The sequence below is a fragment of the Dyella thailandensis genome, from assembly GCF_050749815.1.
Classification (GTDB): Bacteria; Pseudomonadota; Gammaproteobacteria; order Xanthomonadales; family Rhodanobacteraceae; genus Dyella_A.
Genome location: NZ_CP192735.1, coordinates 2,176,709 through 2,193,428 on the forward strand (window position 1 = coordinate 2,176,709; position 16,720 = coordinate 2,193,428).

General features: G+C 64.8%; 13 protein-coding genes. All 13 read right to left on the reverse strand.

What is annotated here, in order from left to right; all coding sequences use genetic code 11:
• Nucleotides 1–14: 14 nt before the first annotated feature.
• Complete coding sequence (rplV, locus tag ACQVBX_RS10140; RefSeq protein WP_049621819.1) at nt 15–350, reverse strand: 50S ribosomal protein L22; 336 nt, start codon at nt 348–350, stop codon at nt 15–17.
• The gene (gene rpsS / locus ACQVBX_RS10145; protein WP_017461870.1) at nt 350–622 is read right to left on the reverse strand and encodes a 30S ribosomal protein S19; all 273 of its coding nucleotides are present in this window, start codon (nt 620–622) and stop codon (nt 350–352) included. Before rpsS ends, rplV begins: the two co-directional genes overlap by 1 nt.
• Nucleotides 623–634: 12 nt before the next feature.
• Nucleotides 635–1,456 (reverse strand): 50S ribosomal protein L2, encoded by an 822-nt coding sequence (gene rplB / locus ACQVBX_RS10150; protein WP_431633968.1) that lies wholly within the window; start codon nt 1,454–1,456, stop codon nt 635–637.
• A 17-nt stretch (nt 1,457–1,473) separates the two neighbouring features.
• Nucleotides 1,474–1,767, reverse strand: coding sequence for a 50S ribosomal protein L23 (gene rplW, locus ACQVBX_RS10155; protein WP_404630784.1), 294 nt, complete (start codon nt 1,765–1,767; stop codon nt 1,474–1,476).
• Nucleotides 1,764–2,366 carry a 50S ribosomal protein L4 gene (gene rplD, locus ACQVBX_RS10160; protein ID WP_431633970.1) on the reverse strand — a complete coding sequence of 201 codons (603 nt, stop codon included), beginning with the start codon at nt 2,364–2,366 and terminating at the stop codon, nt 1,764–1,766. The genes rplW and rplD overlap by 4 nt, the downstream gene beginning before the upstream one ends.
• Nucleotides 2,367–2,377: 11 nt before the next feature.
• On the reverse strand, nt 2,378–3,019 hold the full coding sequence (rplC, locus tag ACQVBX_RS10165; protein ID WP_431633971.1) for a 50S ribosomal protein L3: 642 nt from the start codon (nt 3,017–3,019) through the stop codon (nt 2,378–2,380).
• A gap of 20 nt (nt 3,020–3,039) precedes the next feature.
• Nucleotides 3,040–3,351, reverse strand: coding sequence for a 30S ribosomal protein S10 (rpsJ, locus tag ACQVBX_RS10170; protein WP_017461875.1), 312 nt, complete (start codon nt 3,349–3,351; stop codon nt 3,040–3,042).
• A 460-nt stretch (nt 3,352–3,811) separates the two neighbouring features.
• A complete protein-coding gene (gene tuf / locus ACQVBX_RS10175; protein WP_431633972.1) occupies nt 3,812–5,002 on the reverse strand; it encodes an elongation factor Tu in 1,191 nt (396 codons plus the stop codon).
• 50 nt (nt 5,003–5,052) lie between these two features.
• Nucleotides 5,053–7,143 carry an elongation factor G gene (gene fusA, locus ACQVBX_RS10180; RefSeq protein WP_431633973.1) on the reverse strand — a complete coding sequence of 697 codons (2,091 nt, stop codon included), beginning with the start codon at nt 7,141–7,143 and terminating at the stop codon, nt 5,053–5,055.
• Nucleotides 7,144–7,215: 72 nt separating this feature from the next.
• Nucleotides 7,216–7,683 (reverse strand): 30S ribosomal protein S7, encoded by a 468-nt coding sequence (gene rpsG / locus ACQVBX_RS10185; protein ID WP_404636153.1) that lies wholly within the window; start codon nt 7,681–7,683, stop codon nt 7,216–7,218.
• 18 nt (nt 7,684–7,701) lie between these two features.
• The gene (gene rpsL, locus ACQVBX_RS10190) at nt 7,702–8,076 is read right to left on the reverse strand and encodes a 30S ribosomal protein S12 (RefSeq protein WP_404636151.1); all 375 of its coding nucleotides are present in this window, start codon (nt 8,074–8,076) and stop codon (nt 7,702–7,704) included.
• 176 nt (nt 8,077–8,252) lie between these two features.
• The gene (gene rpoC, locus ACQVBX_RS10195) at nt 8,253–12,458 is read right to left on the reverse strand and encodes a DNA-directed RNA polymerase subunit beta' (RefSeq protein ID WP_431633974.1); all 4,206 of its coding nucleotides are present in this window, start codon (nt 12,456–12,458) and stop codon (nt 8,253–8,255) included.
• Between the two features lie 25 nt (nt 12,459–12,483).
• A complete protein-coding gene (gene rpoB, locus ACQVBX_RS10200) occupies nt 12,484–16,644 on the reverse strand; it encodes a DNA-directed RNA polymerase subunit beta (protein ID WP_431633975.1) in 4,161 nt (1,386 codons plus the stop codon).
• Nucleotides 16,645–16,720: the final 76 nt, after the last annotated feature.

Here is a 16,720-nt window from a genome sequence, read left to right on the forward strand (position 1 = left end):
GTCTATACCCTCAGTCAGTTGCCAACGACCACAGTGATGTGGCTGGTGCGCTTCAGGATGCGCGAACCGCGGCCTTTGGCGCGGGCGTACATACGCTTCATCGCCGGACCCTCGTCCACGAAGATGCGCGAGACCTTCAGCTCGTCCACGTCAGCGCCGAGGTTGTTCTCGGCGTTGGCGACGGCCGACAGCAGCACCTTGCGAACGAGGTGTGCGGCCTTCTTGTTGGTGAACTGGAGCACGTCGCTGGCGCGACCCACGGGGAGACCGCGGACCAGGTCAGCTACCAGGCGTGCCTTCTGCGCCGAGATGCGGGCGCTGCGCAGGATCGCTTTGGCTTCAGTGCTCATCACTTGCCCTTCTTATCGCCGCCATGGCCCTTGAAGGTGCGGGTCACCGCGAACTCGCCGAGCTTGTGCCCGACCATGTTCTCGTTGACGAGCACCGGCACGTGCTGGCGACCGTTGTGGATGGCGATGGTCAGGCCGACCATTTCCGGCAGGATCATCGAGCGACGCGACCAGGTCTTGATCGGGCGCTTGTTGTTGGCGGAAACCGCAGCTTCCACCTTCTTGACAAGGTGAAGGTCGACGAACGGACCTTTCTTCAGAGAACGCGGCATGTCGGCTTCCTGTTACTTGCGACGACGCACGATGAACTGCTGCGTGCGCTTGTTGTTGCGGGTCTTGTAGCCCTTGGCCGGCGTGCCCCACGGGCTGACCGGATGACGACCACCAGAAGTCTTGCCCTCACCACCGCCGTGCGGATGGTCGACCGGGTTCATGACCACGCCGCGGACGGTCGGACGAATGCCCTTCCAACGCTTGGCGCCGGCCTTGCCCAGCTTCTTGAGGCTGTGCTCGGAGTTGCCGACTTCACCGATGGTGGCGCGGCAGTCGACCGGCACGCGGCGCATCTCGCCGGAGCGCAGACGCAGCGTGGCGTAACCGGACTCGCGAGCCACCAGCTGCACCGAGGCGCCGGCGCTGCGGGCGATCTGCGCACCCTTGCCTGCCTTCATCTCGATGCAGTGCACGGTCGAGCCGACCGGGATGTTGCGCAGCGGCAGGCAGTTGCCGGCCTTGATCGGCGAATCGGAGCCGGACACCAGACGGTCACCCACCGCCACGCCCTTCGGCGCGATGATGTAGCGGCGCTCGCCATCGGCGTAGCACAGCAGCGCGATGTGCGCGGTGCGGTTAGGATCGTACTCGATGCGCTCGACGACGCCCGCGATGCCTTCCTTGTCGCGCTTGAAGTCGATGATGCGGTAATGCTGCTTGTGACCGCCGCCACGATGACGCGTGGTGATGCGACCGTAATGGTTGCGACCACCCGTCTTCGACTGCGACTCGGTCAGCGGCGCGTAGGGAGCGCCCTTGTGCAGACCTTCCGTGCGGACGCTGACTGCGTCGCGACGCCCGGGCGAGGTCGGCTTGTGCGTAATTAGTGCCATCTCACAGAACTCCTGGCTCAGGCCTTGGCCGACACATCGATGGTCTGACCATCGGCGAGGCGCACATAGGCCTTGCGCTTGCCCTGGCGGCTGCCAGTGCGGAAACGGAAGGACTTGACCTTGCCCTTGGCGTTGACGAGGTTCACCTGCTCGACCTTGACGTCGAACATCTGCTCCACGGCGGCGCGGACATCGGCCTTGGTTGCCTCGGGGGCGACGACAAACACGTACTGGTTGCTCTCGGCGAGGCGGGCAGCCTTTTCGGAGATGTGCGGGGCACGCAGCGTGTTGAGAATGCGTTCGTTGCTCATGCCAGCCACTCCTCGATCTTCTTCACCGCATCGACGGTCATGACCACGTAGTCGGAGCCGACCAGGCTGACCGGATTCAGTGCCAGCACGTCGACCACATGGACGTACGGGATGTTGCGCGCCGCCAGGAACAGCGACTCGGTGGCATCCTCGGAAACCAGCAGCACGCGGCCGGACACCTGGAGCTCGGCGAGCTTGGCGACCATGGCGGAGGTCTTCGGGCTGTCGATGCCGAAGCCTTCGACGACCTTCAGACGGTCGGCACGATTGAGCTCGGCCAGAATCGAGCGGATCGCCACGCGGTACGACTTGCGGTTGACCTTCTGCTCGAAGCTGCGCGGCTTGGCGGCAAACGTCACACCACCGCCGACGAAGATCGGGGCGCGGTAGTCGCCGTGGCGGGCACCGCCGCCCTTCTGCTTCTTGAACTTCTTGGTGGTGCCGGACATCTCACCACGCGAAAGCTGGGCCTTGGTACCCGCGCGACCGCCGGCCTGGTAGGCCACGACCACCTGGTGAACCAGGGCCTGCTTGTACTCGCCGCCGAACACTTCGTCCGACACGCTGAGCGGCTTGGCGCCAATGACATTCAGTTCCATGGCGTCTCTCCTCAACCCTTGGTGGTCGGACGGATGACGACGTCGCCACCGGTAGCACCCGGCACCGCGCCCTTCACCGCGATCAGGTGACGCTCGGCGTCGACCTTGACCACTTCCAGACCCTGCTGCGTGCGGTTGACCGCACCCATGTGGCCGGACATCTTCTTGCCCGGGAACACGCGACCCGGCGTCTGGCGCTGACCGATAGAACCCGGCGCGCGATGCGACAGCGAGTTACCGTGGGTGGCGTCACCCATCTTGAAGTTCCAGCGCTTGATCGTGCCCTGGAAACCCTTGCCCTTCGACACGCCGGCGACGTCCACGATCTGGCCCGCGGAGAACACGTCGTCCGCCTTGATCTCGGCGCCGACAGCGTACTTGCCGAGATCGTCGGCAGACACGCGGAACTCCCACAGCCCACGACCCGGCTCAACCTTCGCCTTGGCGTAGTGACCCTTCAGCGGCTGGGTCAGCAGCGAGGCGCGCTTCACGCCCGCCGCAACCTGCACAGCGCTGTAGCCATCATTCTCTTCCGTCTTCACCTGGGTCACGCGGTTCGGCGTCGCTTCAATCAGCGTCACCGGAATCGAGCGGCCATCCTCAGTGAAGAGTCGGCTCATGCCGCACTTGCGGCCAACCAGTCCGATACTCATCTTCGTATCCTGTCTATCGCTCAACCGAGCTTGATCTGAACATCGACGCCAGCGGCGAGATCAAGCTTCATGAGCGCGTCCACGGTCTTGTCGTTGGGGTCAACGATGTCGAGTACACGCTTGTGCGTACGGGTCTCGTACTGGTCGCGTGCATCCTTGTCGACGTGCGGCGACACCAGAATGGTGTAGCGCTCGATCTTGGTCGGGAGCGGAATCGGACCGAGAACCGTTGCGCCAGTGCGCTTGGCCGTCTCGACGATCTCGCTGGCCGAGCGGTCGATCAGACGGTGATCGTACGCCTTGAGCCGAATGCGAATCTTCTGGTTCGCCATAACCGTGTCCTGTTGTCTAAAGAACAAAAACTGTGATCCGGAACGGCTTCTCACCGCTCCGCACAACCCATGCCACCACGTGCGCGGGCCGCCACCAGGGGCCGCCCAAAATGTTCGGCAAGCCGGAAAACCGACTTGCCGAGCAGAAAAGTATAAAAGGCGTAAAAACAAAGATCAACAAGGCGCAAGCCTTGGTGATCGCGTCATAGCCCCAGGCGTTCCGTGCCAGCGAACTCGAAGCGCATCCTGCACCTCATTTCGCGGTAAGGAGGCTCACTGACGAGCAGCAAGCCCTCCATATAACCCGTCAAGCATAGCAAGCTCTAACGACAAAGAAAAGAGGGTCAGCCTATTTTCCCTTGCCGCTGACGCTGGATAGCACAACGGCGGCCGTAGCCGCCGTTGCATCCAGCCACCGGGCGACGCCACGAGGGGCGTCGCCGGAAGGCAAGGACAAGCCTTACTTGATGACCTTGGCCACCACGCCGGCGCCGACGGTGCGGCCGCCTTCGCGGATCGCGAAGCGCAGACCTTCGTCCATCGCGATCGGGTGGATCAGGCTCACCACCATCTTCACGTTGTCGCCCGGCATCACCATCTCCACGCCTTCCGGCAGGGTCACGGCACCGGTCACGTCCGTCGTGCGGAAGTAGAACTGCGGGCGGTAGCCCTTGAAGAACGGGGTATGACGGCCACCCTCGTCCTTCGACAGCACGTACACCTCGGCCTCGAAGTCGGTGTGCGGGGTGATCGAACCGGGCTTGGCCAGCACCTGGCCGCGCTCCACGTCGTCACGCTTCAGGCCGCGCAGGAGCAGGCCCACGTTGTCGCCCGCCTGACCCTGATCCAGCAGCTTGCGGAACATTTCCACGCCGGTCACGGTGGTCTTCTGCGTGTCGCGGATACCCACGACCTCGATTTCCTCGCCCACCTTGATGATGCCGCGCTCCACGCGACCGGTCACCACGGTGCCGCGACCGGAGATCGAGAACACGTCTTCCACCGGCATCAGGAACGGCTTGTCGATGTCGCGCTGCGGCTCGGGGATGTAGCTGTCCAGCGCGTCCACCAGCGCGATGATCGCCGGCACGCCGATCTCGCTCTGATCACCTTCCAGCGCCTTCAGCGCCGAACCCTTGATGATCGGCGTGTCGTCGCCCGGGAAGTCGTACTTCGACAGCAGCTCGCGCACTTCCATCTCGACGAGCTCCAGCAGCTCGGCGTCGTCCACCATGTCCGCCTTGTTCAGGAAGACCACGATGTACGGCACGCCCACCTGGCGCGACAGCAGGATGTGCTCACGCGTCTGCGGCATCGGGCCATCGGCGGCCGAGCACACCAGGATCGCGCCATCCATCTGCGCCGCACCCGTGATCATGTTCTTCACGTAGTCGGCGTGGCCCGGGCAGTCCACGTGGGCGTAGTGGCGGTTCGGCGACTCGTATTCCACGTGTGCGGTCGAGATCGTGATACCACGCGCCTTCTCTTCCGGCGCCGCGTCGATCGCGTCATACGCCTTGAACTCGCCACCGAAGCGCTCTGCGCCGATCTTCGTCAGCGCCGCCGTCAGCGTCGTCTTGCCGTGGTCCACGTGACCGATCGTGCCCACGTTGACGTGCGGCTTGGTGCGCTCGAATTTACCCTTTGCCATGACTCTAACCTCTGAAAAAAGAACCGCAATTATAACGAAAGTTGGCCCTGTCAGGCCCTCCTGGTGACTTGCTCGGCCATCGACGCCGGCAACTCGGCGTAATGATCGAATTCCATCGTGTATGTCGCCCGCCCCTGGGTCAGCGAGCGCAGGCTGGTGGCGTAGCCGAACATCTCGCCCAGCGGCACCAGCGCATCGATCGCCTTGACCGAGCCGGCGTCGCGCGAGCCCCGCAGAATACCGCGACGGCGACTGAGGTCGCCCATCACGTCCCCCATGTGCTCGTCGGGGGTCACCACCGCCACGCGCATCACCGGCTCCAGCAGGGCGGGACCTGCCTTGCCGTAGGCCTCCTTGAACGCCTGCGACGCAGCAATCCGGAACGCCAGCTCGGACGAATCGACCTCGTGGAACGAGCCGTCGACCAAGCGGACACCGACGTCCACCACCGGGAATCCGGCGAGCGGACCGCTGGCCATCGCCTCCTGGACGCCCCGGTCGATGGCGGGAATGTATTCGCGCGGGATCGCGCCACCAACGATGGCGTTCTCGAACGCATATCCCTGGCCGCGCTCGCGCGGGGTCAACTCGATCACCACGTGGCCGAACTGCCCCTTGCCGGCAGACTGGCGCACGAAGCGCCCTTCCTGCCGCACCGGCCGGCGAATCGTCTCGCGATATGCCACCTGAGGCTTGCCGACGATCGCCTCGACCTGAAACTCGCGGCGCATGCGGTCGACCAGAATGTCCAGATGCAGCTCGCCCATACCGGCGATGATGGTCTGGCCCGACTCGGGGTCGATGCGCACACGAAACGACGGATCCTCCGCAGCCAGCCGCCCCAGTGCAACACCCATCCGCTCCTGGTCGGCGGCGGTCTTCGGCTCGACCGCCATGGCGATCACCGGCTCAGGGAACGTCATCCGCTCGAGGGTGATCACGTGATCACTGGCGCACAGCGTGTCGCCCGTCGTCACATCTTTGAGCCCCACCGCCGCAGCGATGTCGCCGGCACGTACCTCGCGGATCTCGTCGCGCTCGTTGGCGTGCATCTGCATGATGCGGCCGATCCGCTCCTTGCGCCCTTTCCCCGGGTTGTACACCGCATCGCCGGAGCTGAGCGTGCCGGAATACACGCGGAAGAACGTCAGCGCGCCGATGAGCGGGTCGATCATGATCTTGAACGCCAGCGCCGCGAACGGCTGGTCGTCGGCGGCGATGCGCGAGTCTTCGCGGTCGCGCTCGTCGACGCCCCGTACCGGCGGGCGATCGCTTGGGGACGGGAGAAAATGGATCACCGCGTCGAGCACCGCCTGCACGCCCTTGTTCTTGAACGCCGAGCCACAGAACACCGGGATCAGCGTGGCGGCGAGCGTGCCCGCCCGCAGCCCGGCCATCACTTCCTGGTCGCTGAGATCGCCCTCGTCGAGGTACTTGTTCATCAGCGCCTCGGACGTCTCGGCCGCCGACTCGACCATGAAGCTTCGCGCCCGGCGCGCCGGCTCGACGAGATCCGGCGGGATGTCGCGATACTCGAATTGCATGCCCTGGGACGCGTCGTCCCAGTAGATCGCGCGCATCGACATGAGGTCGACCACGCCGACGAAGTCGTCCTCGGCGCCAATCGGCAGCTGCATCGGCACGGGATTGGCCTCGAGGCGCTCCTTCAGCTGCGCCACGACCTTGTCGAAATCCGCGCCGGTGCGATCCATCTTGTTGATGAAGGCCAGGCGAGGAACGGAGTACTTGTTGGCCTGGCGCCAGACTGTCTCCGACTGCGACTGCACGCCGCCGACGGCACACAGCACGAACACGGCACCGTCGAGCACGCGCAAAGAGCGCTCCACCTCGATGGTGAAGTCGACATGGCCGGGGGTGTCGATGATGTTGAAGCGGTGCTCGGGCAGCGAGCGATCCATGCCCTTCCAGAAGGCCGTGGTGGCCGCGGAGGTGATGGTGATGCCCCGCTCCTGCTCCTGCTCCATCCAGTCCATCGTGGCCGCGCCGTCGTGCACCTCACCGATTTTGCGGCTGACCCCTGTGTAGAACAGGATGCGCTCGGTGGTCGTGGTCTTCCCGGCATCGATGTGGGCCATGATGCCGAAATTCCGGTAGCGCTCGATCGGGGTCGTGCGTGCCACGATGCTGACCTCTGAAATGCGAGAAGGCAGTGGACGAGCCCTCGGGCCCGCCCACTGCCTTGCAAGTCACGCTTACCAGCGGTAGTGCGAGAACGCCTTGTTGGCTTCCGCCATGCGGTGCGTTTCTTCGCGCTTCTTGATCGCGCCACCGCGATTCTCGGAAGCTTCCAGCAGCTCGGCAGCCAGCTTGCGCGGCATCGAGGTCTCGCCGCGCTTGCGCGCCGCGTCGATCGCCCAGCGCATGGCCAGCGCCATGCGGCGGCCCGGACGGACTTCGACCGGCACCTGATAGGTGGCACCGCCCACACGGCGGGACTTCACCTCGACCGCCGGAGCGATGTTGTTGAGTGCCTTCTCGACCAGAGCCACCGGCTCCGGATTCTTCTCACCGAGCTGGGTGAGCGCGCCGTACACGATGCTCTCGGCGACGGACTTCTTGCCGCTCTTCATCACCATATTGATGAAGCGGGCAATCAGCTGGCTGCCGTGCTTGGGGTCCGGCAGGACCAGACGGGCGGGATGTGAACCTTTACGCGACATGTTGGGTGTCCTTGACTCTTATTTCTTCGGGCGCTTGGCGCCGTACTTGGAGCGCGACTGGCGGCGCTTGGTCACGCCGGCGCAATCGAGGCTGCCGCGCACGGTGTGGTAACGGACGCCCGGAAGATCCTTGACGCGGCCACCGCGGATGAGCACCACCGAGTGCTCCTGCAGGTTGTGGCCTTCGCCGCCGATGTAGCTGATGACCTCGTAACCGTTGGTCAGGCGCACCTTGGCGACCTTGCGCAGGGCCGAGTTCGGCTTCTTCGGGGTGGTGGTGTAGACGCGGGTGCAGACACCACGACGCTGCGGGCTGCTCTGCAGGGCCGGCGAAGCGCTCTTGTAGCTCTTCGGGCTGCGGGACTTGCGCACCAACTGATTGACTGTCGTCATGCGGAACTATTCCTGGGAAACATAAAGGCAGACCGATACGTTCGGCCTGCCAAGAAGCGGAAATTTAACATGGGCCATCTGCACAGGGCAAACGGACACCGCGCATCCATGACCCGAACACGAGGCGCCTCCGTGCGCCTCATTTCGTATGTCAACGAGTGAAGCCCGCGAGGGGCTTACTCGACACCACCGTCACTGACCGGCGCTTCTGCGAAGGAGTGGGCCGAACCGGAGAGGGTTTCCAGCTCCGAGGCGGTGAGACCGCCTTGGCGACGACGCTGCGCGTGGTACGCCAGACCCGTACCTGCCGGAATCAGACGGCCGACAATAACATTTTCCTTCAGGCCACGCAAGGTGTCGCGGGTGCCACGGACCGCCGCCTCGGTGAGGACGCGGGTGGTCTCCTGGAACGATGCGGCCGAGATGAACGACTCGGTCGCCAGCGACGCCTTGGTGATACCCAGCAGCACCGATTCGTACTCGGCCGGACGCTCGCCACGGGCGACCGCACGATCGTTCTCCTCGTTGATGCGCACGCGCTCGACCTGCTCGCCGCGCAGGTAGTGGCTGTCGCCCGGTTCGGTGATCTCAACCTTGCGCAGCATCTGGCGAATGATCGCCTCGATGTGCTTGTCGTTGATCTTCACGCCCTGCAGGCGATAGACGTCCTGGATCTCCTTGACCAGGTACGAAGCCAGCGGCTCCACACCCAGCAGGCGCAGGATGTCGTGCGGGCTCGGCTCGCCGTCGACGATAGTCTCGCCCTTCTCCACGTGCTCGCCCTCGAACACGATGACCTGACGCCACTTGGGAATCAGCTCCTCGTGCTCGTTGCCGTCGACGTCCTTGATGATCAGACGCTGCTTGCCCTTGGTGTCCTTGCCGAAGCTGACGATGCCCGAACGCTCGGCCAGGATCGCCGGCTCCTTCGGCTTGCGCGCCTCGAACAGGTCGGCCACGCGGGGCAGACCACCGGTGATGTCGCGGGTCTTGGAGGTTTCCTGCGGGATACGTGCCACCACGTCGCCCACGCCCACTTCGGCACCGTTCTGGATCGACACGATCGCACCGGCCGGCAGGAAGTACTGCGCGGCGATGTCCGTGCCCGGCAGCTTGAGCTCGCGGCCCTTGCTGTCTTCCAGGCGCACGATCGGGCGCAGATCCTTGGCCTGCGTGCCGCGGCGCTTCGGATCGGTCACCACCGCCGACTCCAGGCCGGTCAGCTCGTCGGTCTGGCTCTGCACCGTGACGCCATCGATGAAGTCGATGAAGCGCACGATACCGGCCACTTCCGACACGATCGGATGGGTGTGCGGATCCCAGTTGGCCACGGTCTGGCCGGCCTTGACCGGATCGCCGTCCTTGACCGCGATGGTCGCGCCGTAAGGCACCTTGTAGCGCTCGCGCTCGCGGCCGTTGGCGTCGATCACCGACACTTCGCCCGAACGCGACACCGCCACCAGGTGACCCTGGTTGTGCTGCACGGTCTTGAGGTTGTTGAACTTCAACGTGCCGGTGGTCTTCACCGAGACGTTGTCCACGGCAGCAGCACGCGACGCCGCACCACCGATGTGGAACGTACGCATGGTCAGCTGGGTACCCGGCTCACCGATCGACTGCGCCGCCACCACGCCCACGGCCTCGCCCATGTTGACGAGGTGGCCACGGGCCAGGTCGCGGCCATAGCACAGCGCGCACACGCCGTGGCTGGCCTGGCAGGTAATCGGCGAGCGGACCTTGACCGACTGCACGCCGGCCTTGTCGAGCTTCTCGACCAGGGCCTCGTCCAGCAGGGTGTCGCGGGTGACGATCGGCTGGTCGTCGTCGCCGGGGGCGTAGACGTCCTCGACCACCACGCGGCCGAGCACGCGGTCGCGCAACGGCTCGACCACATCGCCGCCTTCCACGATCGGCTGCATGGTGACGCCGTCCTCGGTACCGCAATCGGTCGAGGTGATCACCACGTCCTGCGCCACGTCGACGAGTCGACGGGTCAGGTAACCGGAGTTCGCAGTCTTCAGCGCCGTATCCGCCAGGCCCTTACGGGCACCGTGGGTGGAGTTGAAGTACTGCAGCACGTTCAGGCCTTCGCGGAAGTTGGCCTTGATCGGGGTCTCGATGATCGAGCCGTCCGGACGGGCCATCAGGCCGCGCATGCCGGCCAGCTGGCGAATCTGCGCCACCGAACCACGGGCACCGGAGTCGGCCATGATGTACAGCGAGTTCATCGACTTCTGCGCGACCGTCTTGCCATCGGCGTCGGTCACCTTCTCGGTACCGATGCCGTCGATCATCGCCTTGGCGACCAGCTCGTTGGTACGCGACCAGATGTCGACCACCTTGTTGTAGCGCTCACCGGCGGTCACCAGGCCCGACTGGTACTGCTCCTGGATCTCGACCACTTCCTTCTCGGCCTCTTCCAAGATCGGCTTCTTCTCGGCCGGGATGATCATGTCATCGATGCCGATGGAGATGCCGGCGCGGGTCGCGAAGCGGAAGCCGGTGTACATCAGCTTGTCCGCGAACACCACGGTTTCCTTCAGGCCCAGCAGGCGATAGCTGGAGTTGATCAGGCGCGAGATCGCCTTCTTGGTCAGCTCGGTGTTGGCCAGCGCGAACGGCAGGCCCTCCGGCAGGATCTCGGCCAGCAGCGCGCGACCCACGGTGGTCTCGACCAGCGAGGTCGTGGTGGTGCGTGCACCCTCGTCGTCCACGTGCACCTGCTTCAGGCGCACCTTGACCTTGGCGTGCAGCTCTACCGCACGGTTCTCGTAGGCCCGGCGAACTTCGCCCAGCCCGGAGAACACCATGCCCGAACCCTTCACGTTCACCAGCTCGCGGGTCATGTAGTACAGGCCCAGCACCACGTCCTGGGTCGGCACGATGATCGGCTCGCCGTTGGCGGGCGACAGGATGTTGTTCGACGACATCATCAGCGCGCGCGCTTCCAGCTGCGCCTCGATCGACAGCGGCACGTGCACGGCCATCTGGTCGCCGTCGAAGTCGGCGTTGAACGCGGTACAGACCAGCGGATGCAGCTGGATCGCCTTGCCTTCGATCAGCACCGGCTCGAACGCCTGGATGCCGAGGCGATGCAGGGTCGGTGCACGGTTCAGCAGCACCGGATGCTCGCGGATCACGTCCTCGAGGATGTCCCACACCTGGCCTTCCTCGCGCTCGACGAGCTTCTTGGCGGCCTTGATGGTGGTCGCTTCGCCGCGTGCCTGCAGCTTGGCGAAGATGAACGGCTTGAACAGCTCCAGCGCCATCTTCTTCGGCAGACCGCACTGGTGCAGGCGCAGCGTCGGGCCGACCACGATCACCGAACGGCCGGAGTAGTCCACGCGCTTGCCGAGCAGGTTCTGGCGGAACCGGCCCTGCTTGCCCTTGATCATGTCGGCCAGCGACTTCAGCGCACGCTTGTTGGTGCCGGTGATGGCACGACCGCGGCGACCGTTGTCGAGCAGTGCGTCAACCGACTCCTGCAGCATGCGCTTCTCGTTGCGCACGATGATGTCCGGCGCGTTGAGCTCGAGCAGGCGCTTCAAGCGGTTGTTGCGATTGATGACGCGGCGGTACAGGTCGTTCAGGTCGGAGGTGGCGAAGCGGCCACCGTCCAGCGGCACCAGCGGACGCAGGTCCGGCGGCAGCACCGGCAGCACGGTCAGCACCATCCACTCCGGCTTGTTGCCGGACTCGAGGAACGCCTCGATCAGCTTGACGCGCTTGGTGAGGCGCTTGAGCTTGGTCTCGGAGTTGGTCGAGGCGATCTCTTCCTTCAGGCGGACGACTTCGCCCGGCAGGTCGAGCGACTTCAGCAGCTCGTAGACGGCCTCGGCACCCATGCGGGCGTCGAACTCGTCGCCGTGCTCTTCCACCGCTTCCAGGTACTGGTCTTCGCTGAGCAGCTGGCCGCGCTCGAGCGCAGTCAGGCCCGGATCGATCACCACGAAGGCTTCGAAGTACAGGATGCGCTCGATGTCACGCAGCGTCATGTCCAGCATCAGGCCGATGCGCGAGGGCAGCGACTTGAGGAACCAGATGTGCGCGGTCGGGCTGGCCAGCTCGATGTGGCCCATGCGCTCGCGACGCACCTTGGCCAGGGTGACCTCGGTGCCGCACTTTTCGCAGACCACGCCGCGATGCTTCATGCGCTTGTACTTGCCGCACAGGCACTCGTAGTCCTTCACCGGACCGAAGATGGCGGCGCAGAACAGGCCGTCACGCTCGGGCTTGAAGGTGCGGTAGTTGATCGTTTCGGGCTTCTTCACTTCACCGAAGGACCACGAGCGGATCAGCTCCGGCGACGCCAGCGCGATCTTGATCGCATCGAAGTCCGGCGTCGCGCGCTGCTGATTGAACAGATTGAGCAAATCTTTCATTGCATAAGCTCCTGTAACCCGTCGGTTACTTGATCTCTTCCAGGTCGATGTCGATACCGAGCGAACGGATTTCCTTCACAAGCACGTTGAAGGACTCCGGCATGCCCGCCGTCATCTCGTGGTTGCCGTCGACGATGTTCTTGTACATCTGGTTGCGGCCCTGCACGTCGTCGGACTTCACCGTCAGCATTTCCTGCAGGGTGTAGGCCGCGCCGTAGGCTTCCAGCGCCCAGACTTCCATCTCACCGAAGCGCTGGCCGCCGAACTGCGCCTTGCCGCCCAGCGGCTGCTGGGTGACGAGCGAGTACGGACCGGTGGAGCGCGCGTGCATCTTGTCGTCGACCAGGTGGTTGAGCTTCAGGTAGTGCATGTAGCCCACGGTGACCGGGCGATCGAACGCCTCGCCGGTGCGGCCGTCGAACAGCGTGGTCTGGCCCGACTCGGGCAGATCCGCCAGCTTCAGCATCGCCTTGATCTCGGATTCCTCGGCACCGTCGAACACCGGCGTCGCCATCGGCACGCCTTCCTGCAGGTTGTTCGCCAGCGTGAAGATCTCTTCGTCGGTGAGCGACTTGAGGTCGACGTGCTGCACGGCGCCGGAGACGTGGTGGTTGTAGATCTGATCGAGGAACTCGCGGACCTTCGTCACCTTCTCGCGCGCCTCGAGCATCTTCTGGATCTTCTTGCCCAGGCCCTTGGCGGCCCAGCCCAGATGGACTTCCAGAATCTGGCCGATGTTCATACGCGAAGGCACGCCCAGCGGGTTCAGGCAGATGTCGACCGAGGTGCCGTCAGCCATGTACGGCATGTCCTCCACCGGCACCACGTTGGACACCACGCCCTTGTTGCCGTGGCGACCGGCCATCTTGTCGCCCGGCTGGATGCGGCGCTTCACGGCCAGGAACACCTTGACCATCTTCAGCACGCCCGGAGCAAGGTCATCACCCTGGGTGATCTTGCCCTGCTTCTCCTTGAAGCGCTTGTCGAACTCTTCCTTGTGGCGCTTGATCTGGTCGGCAGCACGCTCGAGGAACTCGGTGACGTCCTCGTCCTTCACGTTGATCTTGAACCAGTCGTCCTTCTTCAGGCCGTCCAGGTAGGCGTCGGTGATCTCGGTGCCGCGCTTCAGGCCGCCCGGACCGCTCATCGCCGACTTGCCGACGAGCTGGGTGCGCATGCGGTTGTAGATCGCGCCCTCGAGGATGCGGAACTGATCGTCCAGATCCTTGCGGATCCGCTTGATCTCCATTTCCTCGATCTGCTTGGCGCGCTTGTCCTTCTCGATGCCGTCGCGGGTGAACACCTGCACGTCGATGACCGTGCCGTCCATGCCCGGCGGCACGCGCAGCGAGCTGTCCTTCACGTCGGACGCCTTCTCGCCGAAGATCGCGCGCAGCAGCTTCTCTTCCGGCGTGAGCTGGCTTTCGCCCTTGGGCGTGACCTTGCCGACCATGATGTCGCCGGCCTTCACTTCCGCGCCGATGTACACGATGCCGGACTCGTCCAGGCGCGCCAGCGCCTGTTCGCCCACGTTCGGGATGTCGGCGGTGATTTCCTCGGCGCCCAGCTTGGTGTCGCGGGCGATGCACGACAGCTCCTCGATGTGGATCGAGGTGTAGCGGTCTTCCTGCACCACGCGCTCGGACAGCAGGATCGAGTCTTCGAAGTTGTAGCCATTCCACGGCATGAAGGCGATCAGCATGTTCTGGCCGAGCGCGAGCTCGCCCAGGTCGGTCGACGAACCGTCGGCCAGCGTGTCGCCCTTCGCCACCACGTCACCCACGTTCACCAGCGGGCGCTGGTTGAGGTTGGTGTTCTGGTTGGAGCGGGTGTACTTGGTCAGCGTGTAGATGTCGACGCCGGCATCGTTGTCGCCGACCTCTTCCTCGTTCACGCGCACCACGATGCGCGCCGCGTCGACCTGCTCGATCTCGCCGCCGCGCTTGGCGGTGACGATGACGCCCGAGTCGCGCGCCACGGCGCGCTCGATGCCGGTACCGACCAGCGGGGTCTGCGAACGCAGCGTCGGCACGGCCTGGCGCTGCATGTTCGCGCCCATCAGCGCGCGGTTCGCGTCGTCGTGCTCGAGGAACGGCACCAGCGCCGCTGCCACCGACACGGTCTGCATGGGCGAAACGTCCATGTAGTCGACTTCGGCCGCCGGGCGCAGCTCGGACTCGCCGCGGAAGCGGCAGGACACGAAGTCCTCGATGAAGGCGCCATGCTTGTCCAGCGGCGAGTTCGCCTGGGCGATCACGTGGTCGCCCTCCTCGATCGCGGAGAGGTAATCGACCTTGTCGGTGACCTTGCCACCCTCGACCTTGCGGTACGGCGTCTCGAGGAAGCCGTACGAGTTGGTGCGGGCGTACACCGCCAGCGAGTTGATCAGGCCGATGTTCGGGCCTTCCGGCGTCTCGATGGTGCAGACGCGGCCATAGTGGGTCGGATGCACGTCGCGCACTTCGAAGCCGGCACGCTCGCGGGTCAGACCGCCCGGTCCAAGCGCCGACACGCGGCGCTTGTGGGTCACTTCCGACAGCGGGTTGTTCTGGTCCATGAACTGCGACAGCTGCGACGAGCCGAAGAACTCCTTCACCGCCGCCGCAACCGGCTTGGCGTTGATCAGGTCCTGCGGGGTCAGGCCATCGGACTCGGCCAGGCTCAAGCGCTCGCGCACGGCGCGCTCCACGCGCACCAGGCCGATGCGGAAGGTGTTCTCCGCCATTTCGCCGACCGAACGCACGCGACGGTTGCCCAGGTGGTCGATATCGTCGACGGTGCCGTGGCCGTTCTTGATGTCGATCAGCACCTTGAGCACGTCGAGGATGTCGGACGACTCGCCGAGCGACTTGACCAGCTCCTGCGACGCCTCTTCCTTGCGGTCGGCGAAGTACTTGTAGTCGTACAGCACGCCCGGACCGAGGATGTCCTGGCGACCCACGCGGCGGTTGAACTTCATCCGGCCGACGCCCGACAGGTCGTAGCGATCGAACGTGAAGAACAGGTTGAAGAACAGGTTCTGCGCGGCGTCCTTGGTCGGCGGCTCGCCCGGACGCATCATGCGGTAGATCTCCACCAGCGCCTCCAGCGGCGTCTTGGTGTTGTCGATGCGCAGGGTGTGCGAGATGTACGCGCCGCGATCGAGATCGTTCACGTACAGCGTCGGCAGCGTCTCGATGCCCGCCTTGCGGAAGGCCTCAAGCTGCTCGGCGGTGATCTCGTCGTTGGCCGAAGCCAGCAGCTCGCCGGTCTTCGGGTCGACCACGTCGATCGCCAGGATGCGGCCGACCGGGTAGTCGTCCGGCACTTCCAGCGCGGTGATGTTCTCGGCCGCCAGCTGGCGCACGTGGCGCGCAGTGATGCGCTTGCCGGCTTCCACCAGCACCTTGTCGCCGACCATCAGGTCGAAGCTCAGCGTCTCGCCGCGCAGGCGCTCGGCGACGAGCTCCAGCGTGGTGCCGCCCTTCTTGCCCAGGTGGAACACGTTGTGCTCGAAGAAGATGCCCAGCATCTCCTCGTTGGTGTAGCCCAGCGCGCGCAGCAGCACCGTCACCGGCAGCTTGCGGCGACGGTCGATGCGGGTGAACAGCGCGTCCTTCGGATCGAACTCGAAGTCCAGCCAGGAGCCGCGGTAGGGGATCACGCGCGCCGAGAACAGCAGCTTGCCCGAGCTGTGCGTCTTGCCGCGGTCGTGGTCGAAGAACACGCCCGGCGAACGATGCAGCTGCGAGACGATGACGCGCTCGGTGCCGTTGATGATGAAGGTGCCGGTGTCGGTCATGAGCGGGATCTCGCCCATGTAGACCTCCTGCTCCTTGACGTACTTGACCGCCTTCTTCGAGGCCGGGCTGTCCTTGTCGTAGATGACCAGGCGCACGGTCACGCGCAGCGGCGCGCCGAACGTCATGCCGCGGTTGCGGCACTCGCGCTCGTCGAATGCCGGCTCGCCCAGGCGGTAGTCCACGTATTCCAGCGCGGCGTTGCCGGAATAGCTGGTGATCGGGAACACCGACTTCAGGGCCGCATGCAGACCCTTCTCCTCGCGCTGCTTGGGCGCGACATGCTCCTGCAGGAACTCACGGTAGGAGTCGGTCTGGATCGTCAGCAGGTTGGGCACGCCCAGCACGGGCGGACGCTTGCCGAAATCCTTGCGGATGCGCTTCTTCTCGGTAAACGAGTAGGTCATGGTCGGTGACGCCTCGGTTCGCAGTGGCGCCGGTGGTGCACACACCGGCTGAATGATGAAAAGCGGCGATGTTCCG

Excerpts from the sequence above, each read along its gene's own strand:
- rplV (WP_049621819.1), bottom strand. The coding sequence starts at position 350 with ATGAGCACTGAAGCCAAAGCGATCCTGCGCAGCGCCCGCATCTCGGCG.
- rpsS (WP_017461870.1), bottom strand. The coding sequence starts at position 622 with ATGCCGCGTTCTCTGAAGAAAGGTCCGTTCGTCGACCTTCACCTTGTC.
- rplB (WP_431633968.1), bottom strand. The coding sequence starts at position 1,456 with ATGGCACTAATTACGCACAAGCCGACCTCGCCCGGGCGTCGCGACGCA.
- rplW (WP_404630784.1), bottom strand. The coding sequence starts at position 1,767 with ATGAGCAACGAACGCATTCTCAACACGCTGCGTGCCCCGCACATCTCC.
- rplD (WP_431633970.1), bottom strand. The coding sequence starts at position 2,366 with ATGGAACTGAATGTCATTGGCGCCAAGCCGCTCAGCGTGTCGGACGAA.
- rplC (WP_431633971.1), bottom strand. The coding sequence starts at position 3,019 with ATGAGTATCGGACTGGTTGGCCGCAAGTGCGGCATGAGCCGACTCTTC.
- rpsJ (WP_017461875.1), bottom strand. The coding sequence starts at position 3,351 with ATGGCGAACCAGAAGATTCGCATTCGGCTCAAGGCGTACGATCACCGT.
- tuf (WP_431633972.1), bottom strand. The coding sequence starts at position 5,002 with ATGGCAAAGGGTAAATTCGAGCGCACCAAGCCGCACGTCAACGTGGGC.
- rpsG (WP_404636153.1), bottom strand. The coding sequence starts at position 7,683 with ATGTCGCGTAAAGGTTCACATCCCGCCCGTCTGGTCCTGCCGGACCCC.
- rpsL (WP_404636151.1), bottom strand. The coding sequence starts at position 8,076 with ATGACGACAGTCAATCAGTTGGTGCGCAAGTCCCGCAGCCCGAAGAGC.
- rpoC (WP_431633974.1), bottom strand. The coding sequence starts at position 12,458 with ATGAAAGATTTGCTCAATCTGTTCAATCAGCAGCGCGCGACGCCGGAC.
- rpoB (WP_431633975.1), bottom strand. The coding sequence starts at position 16,644 with ATGACCTACTCGTTTACCGAGAAGAAGCGCATCCGCAAGGATTTCGGC.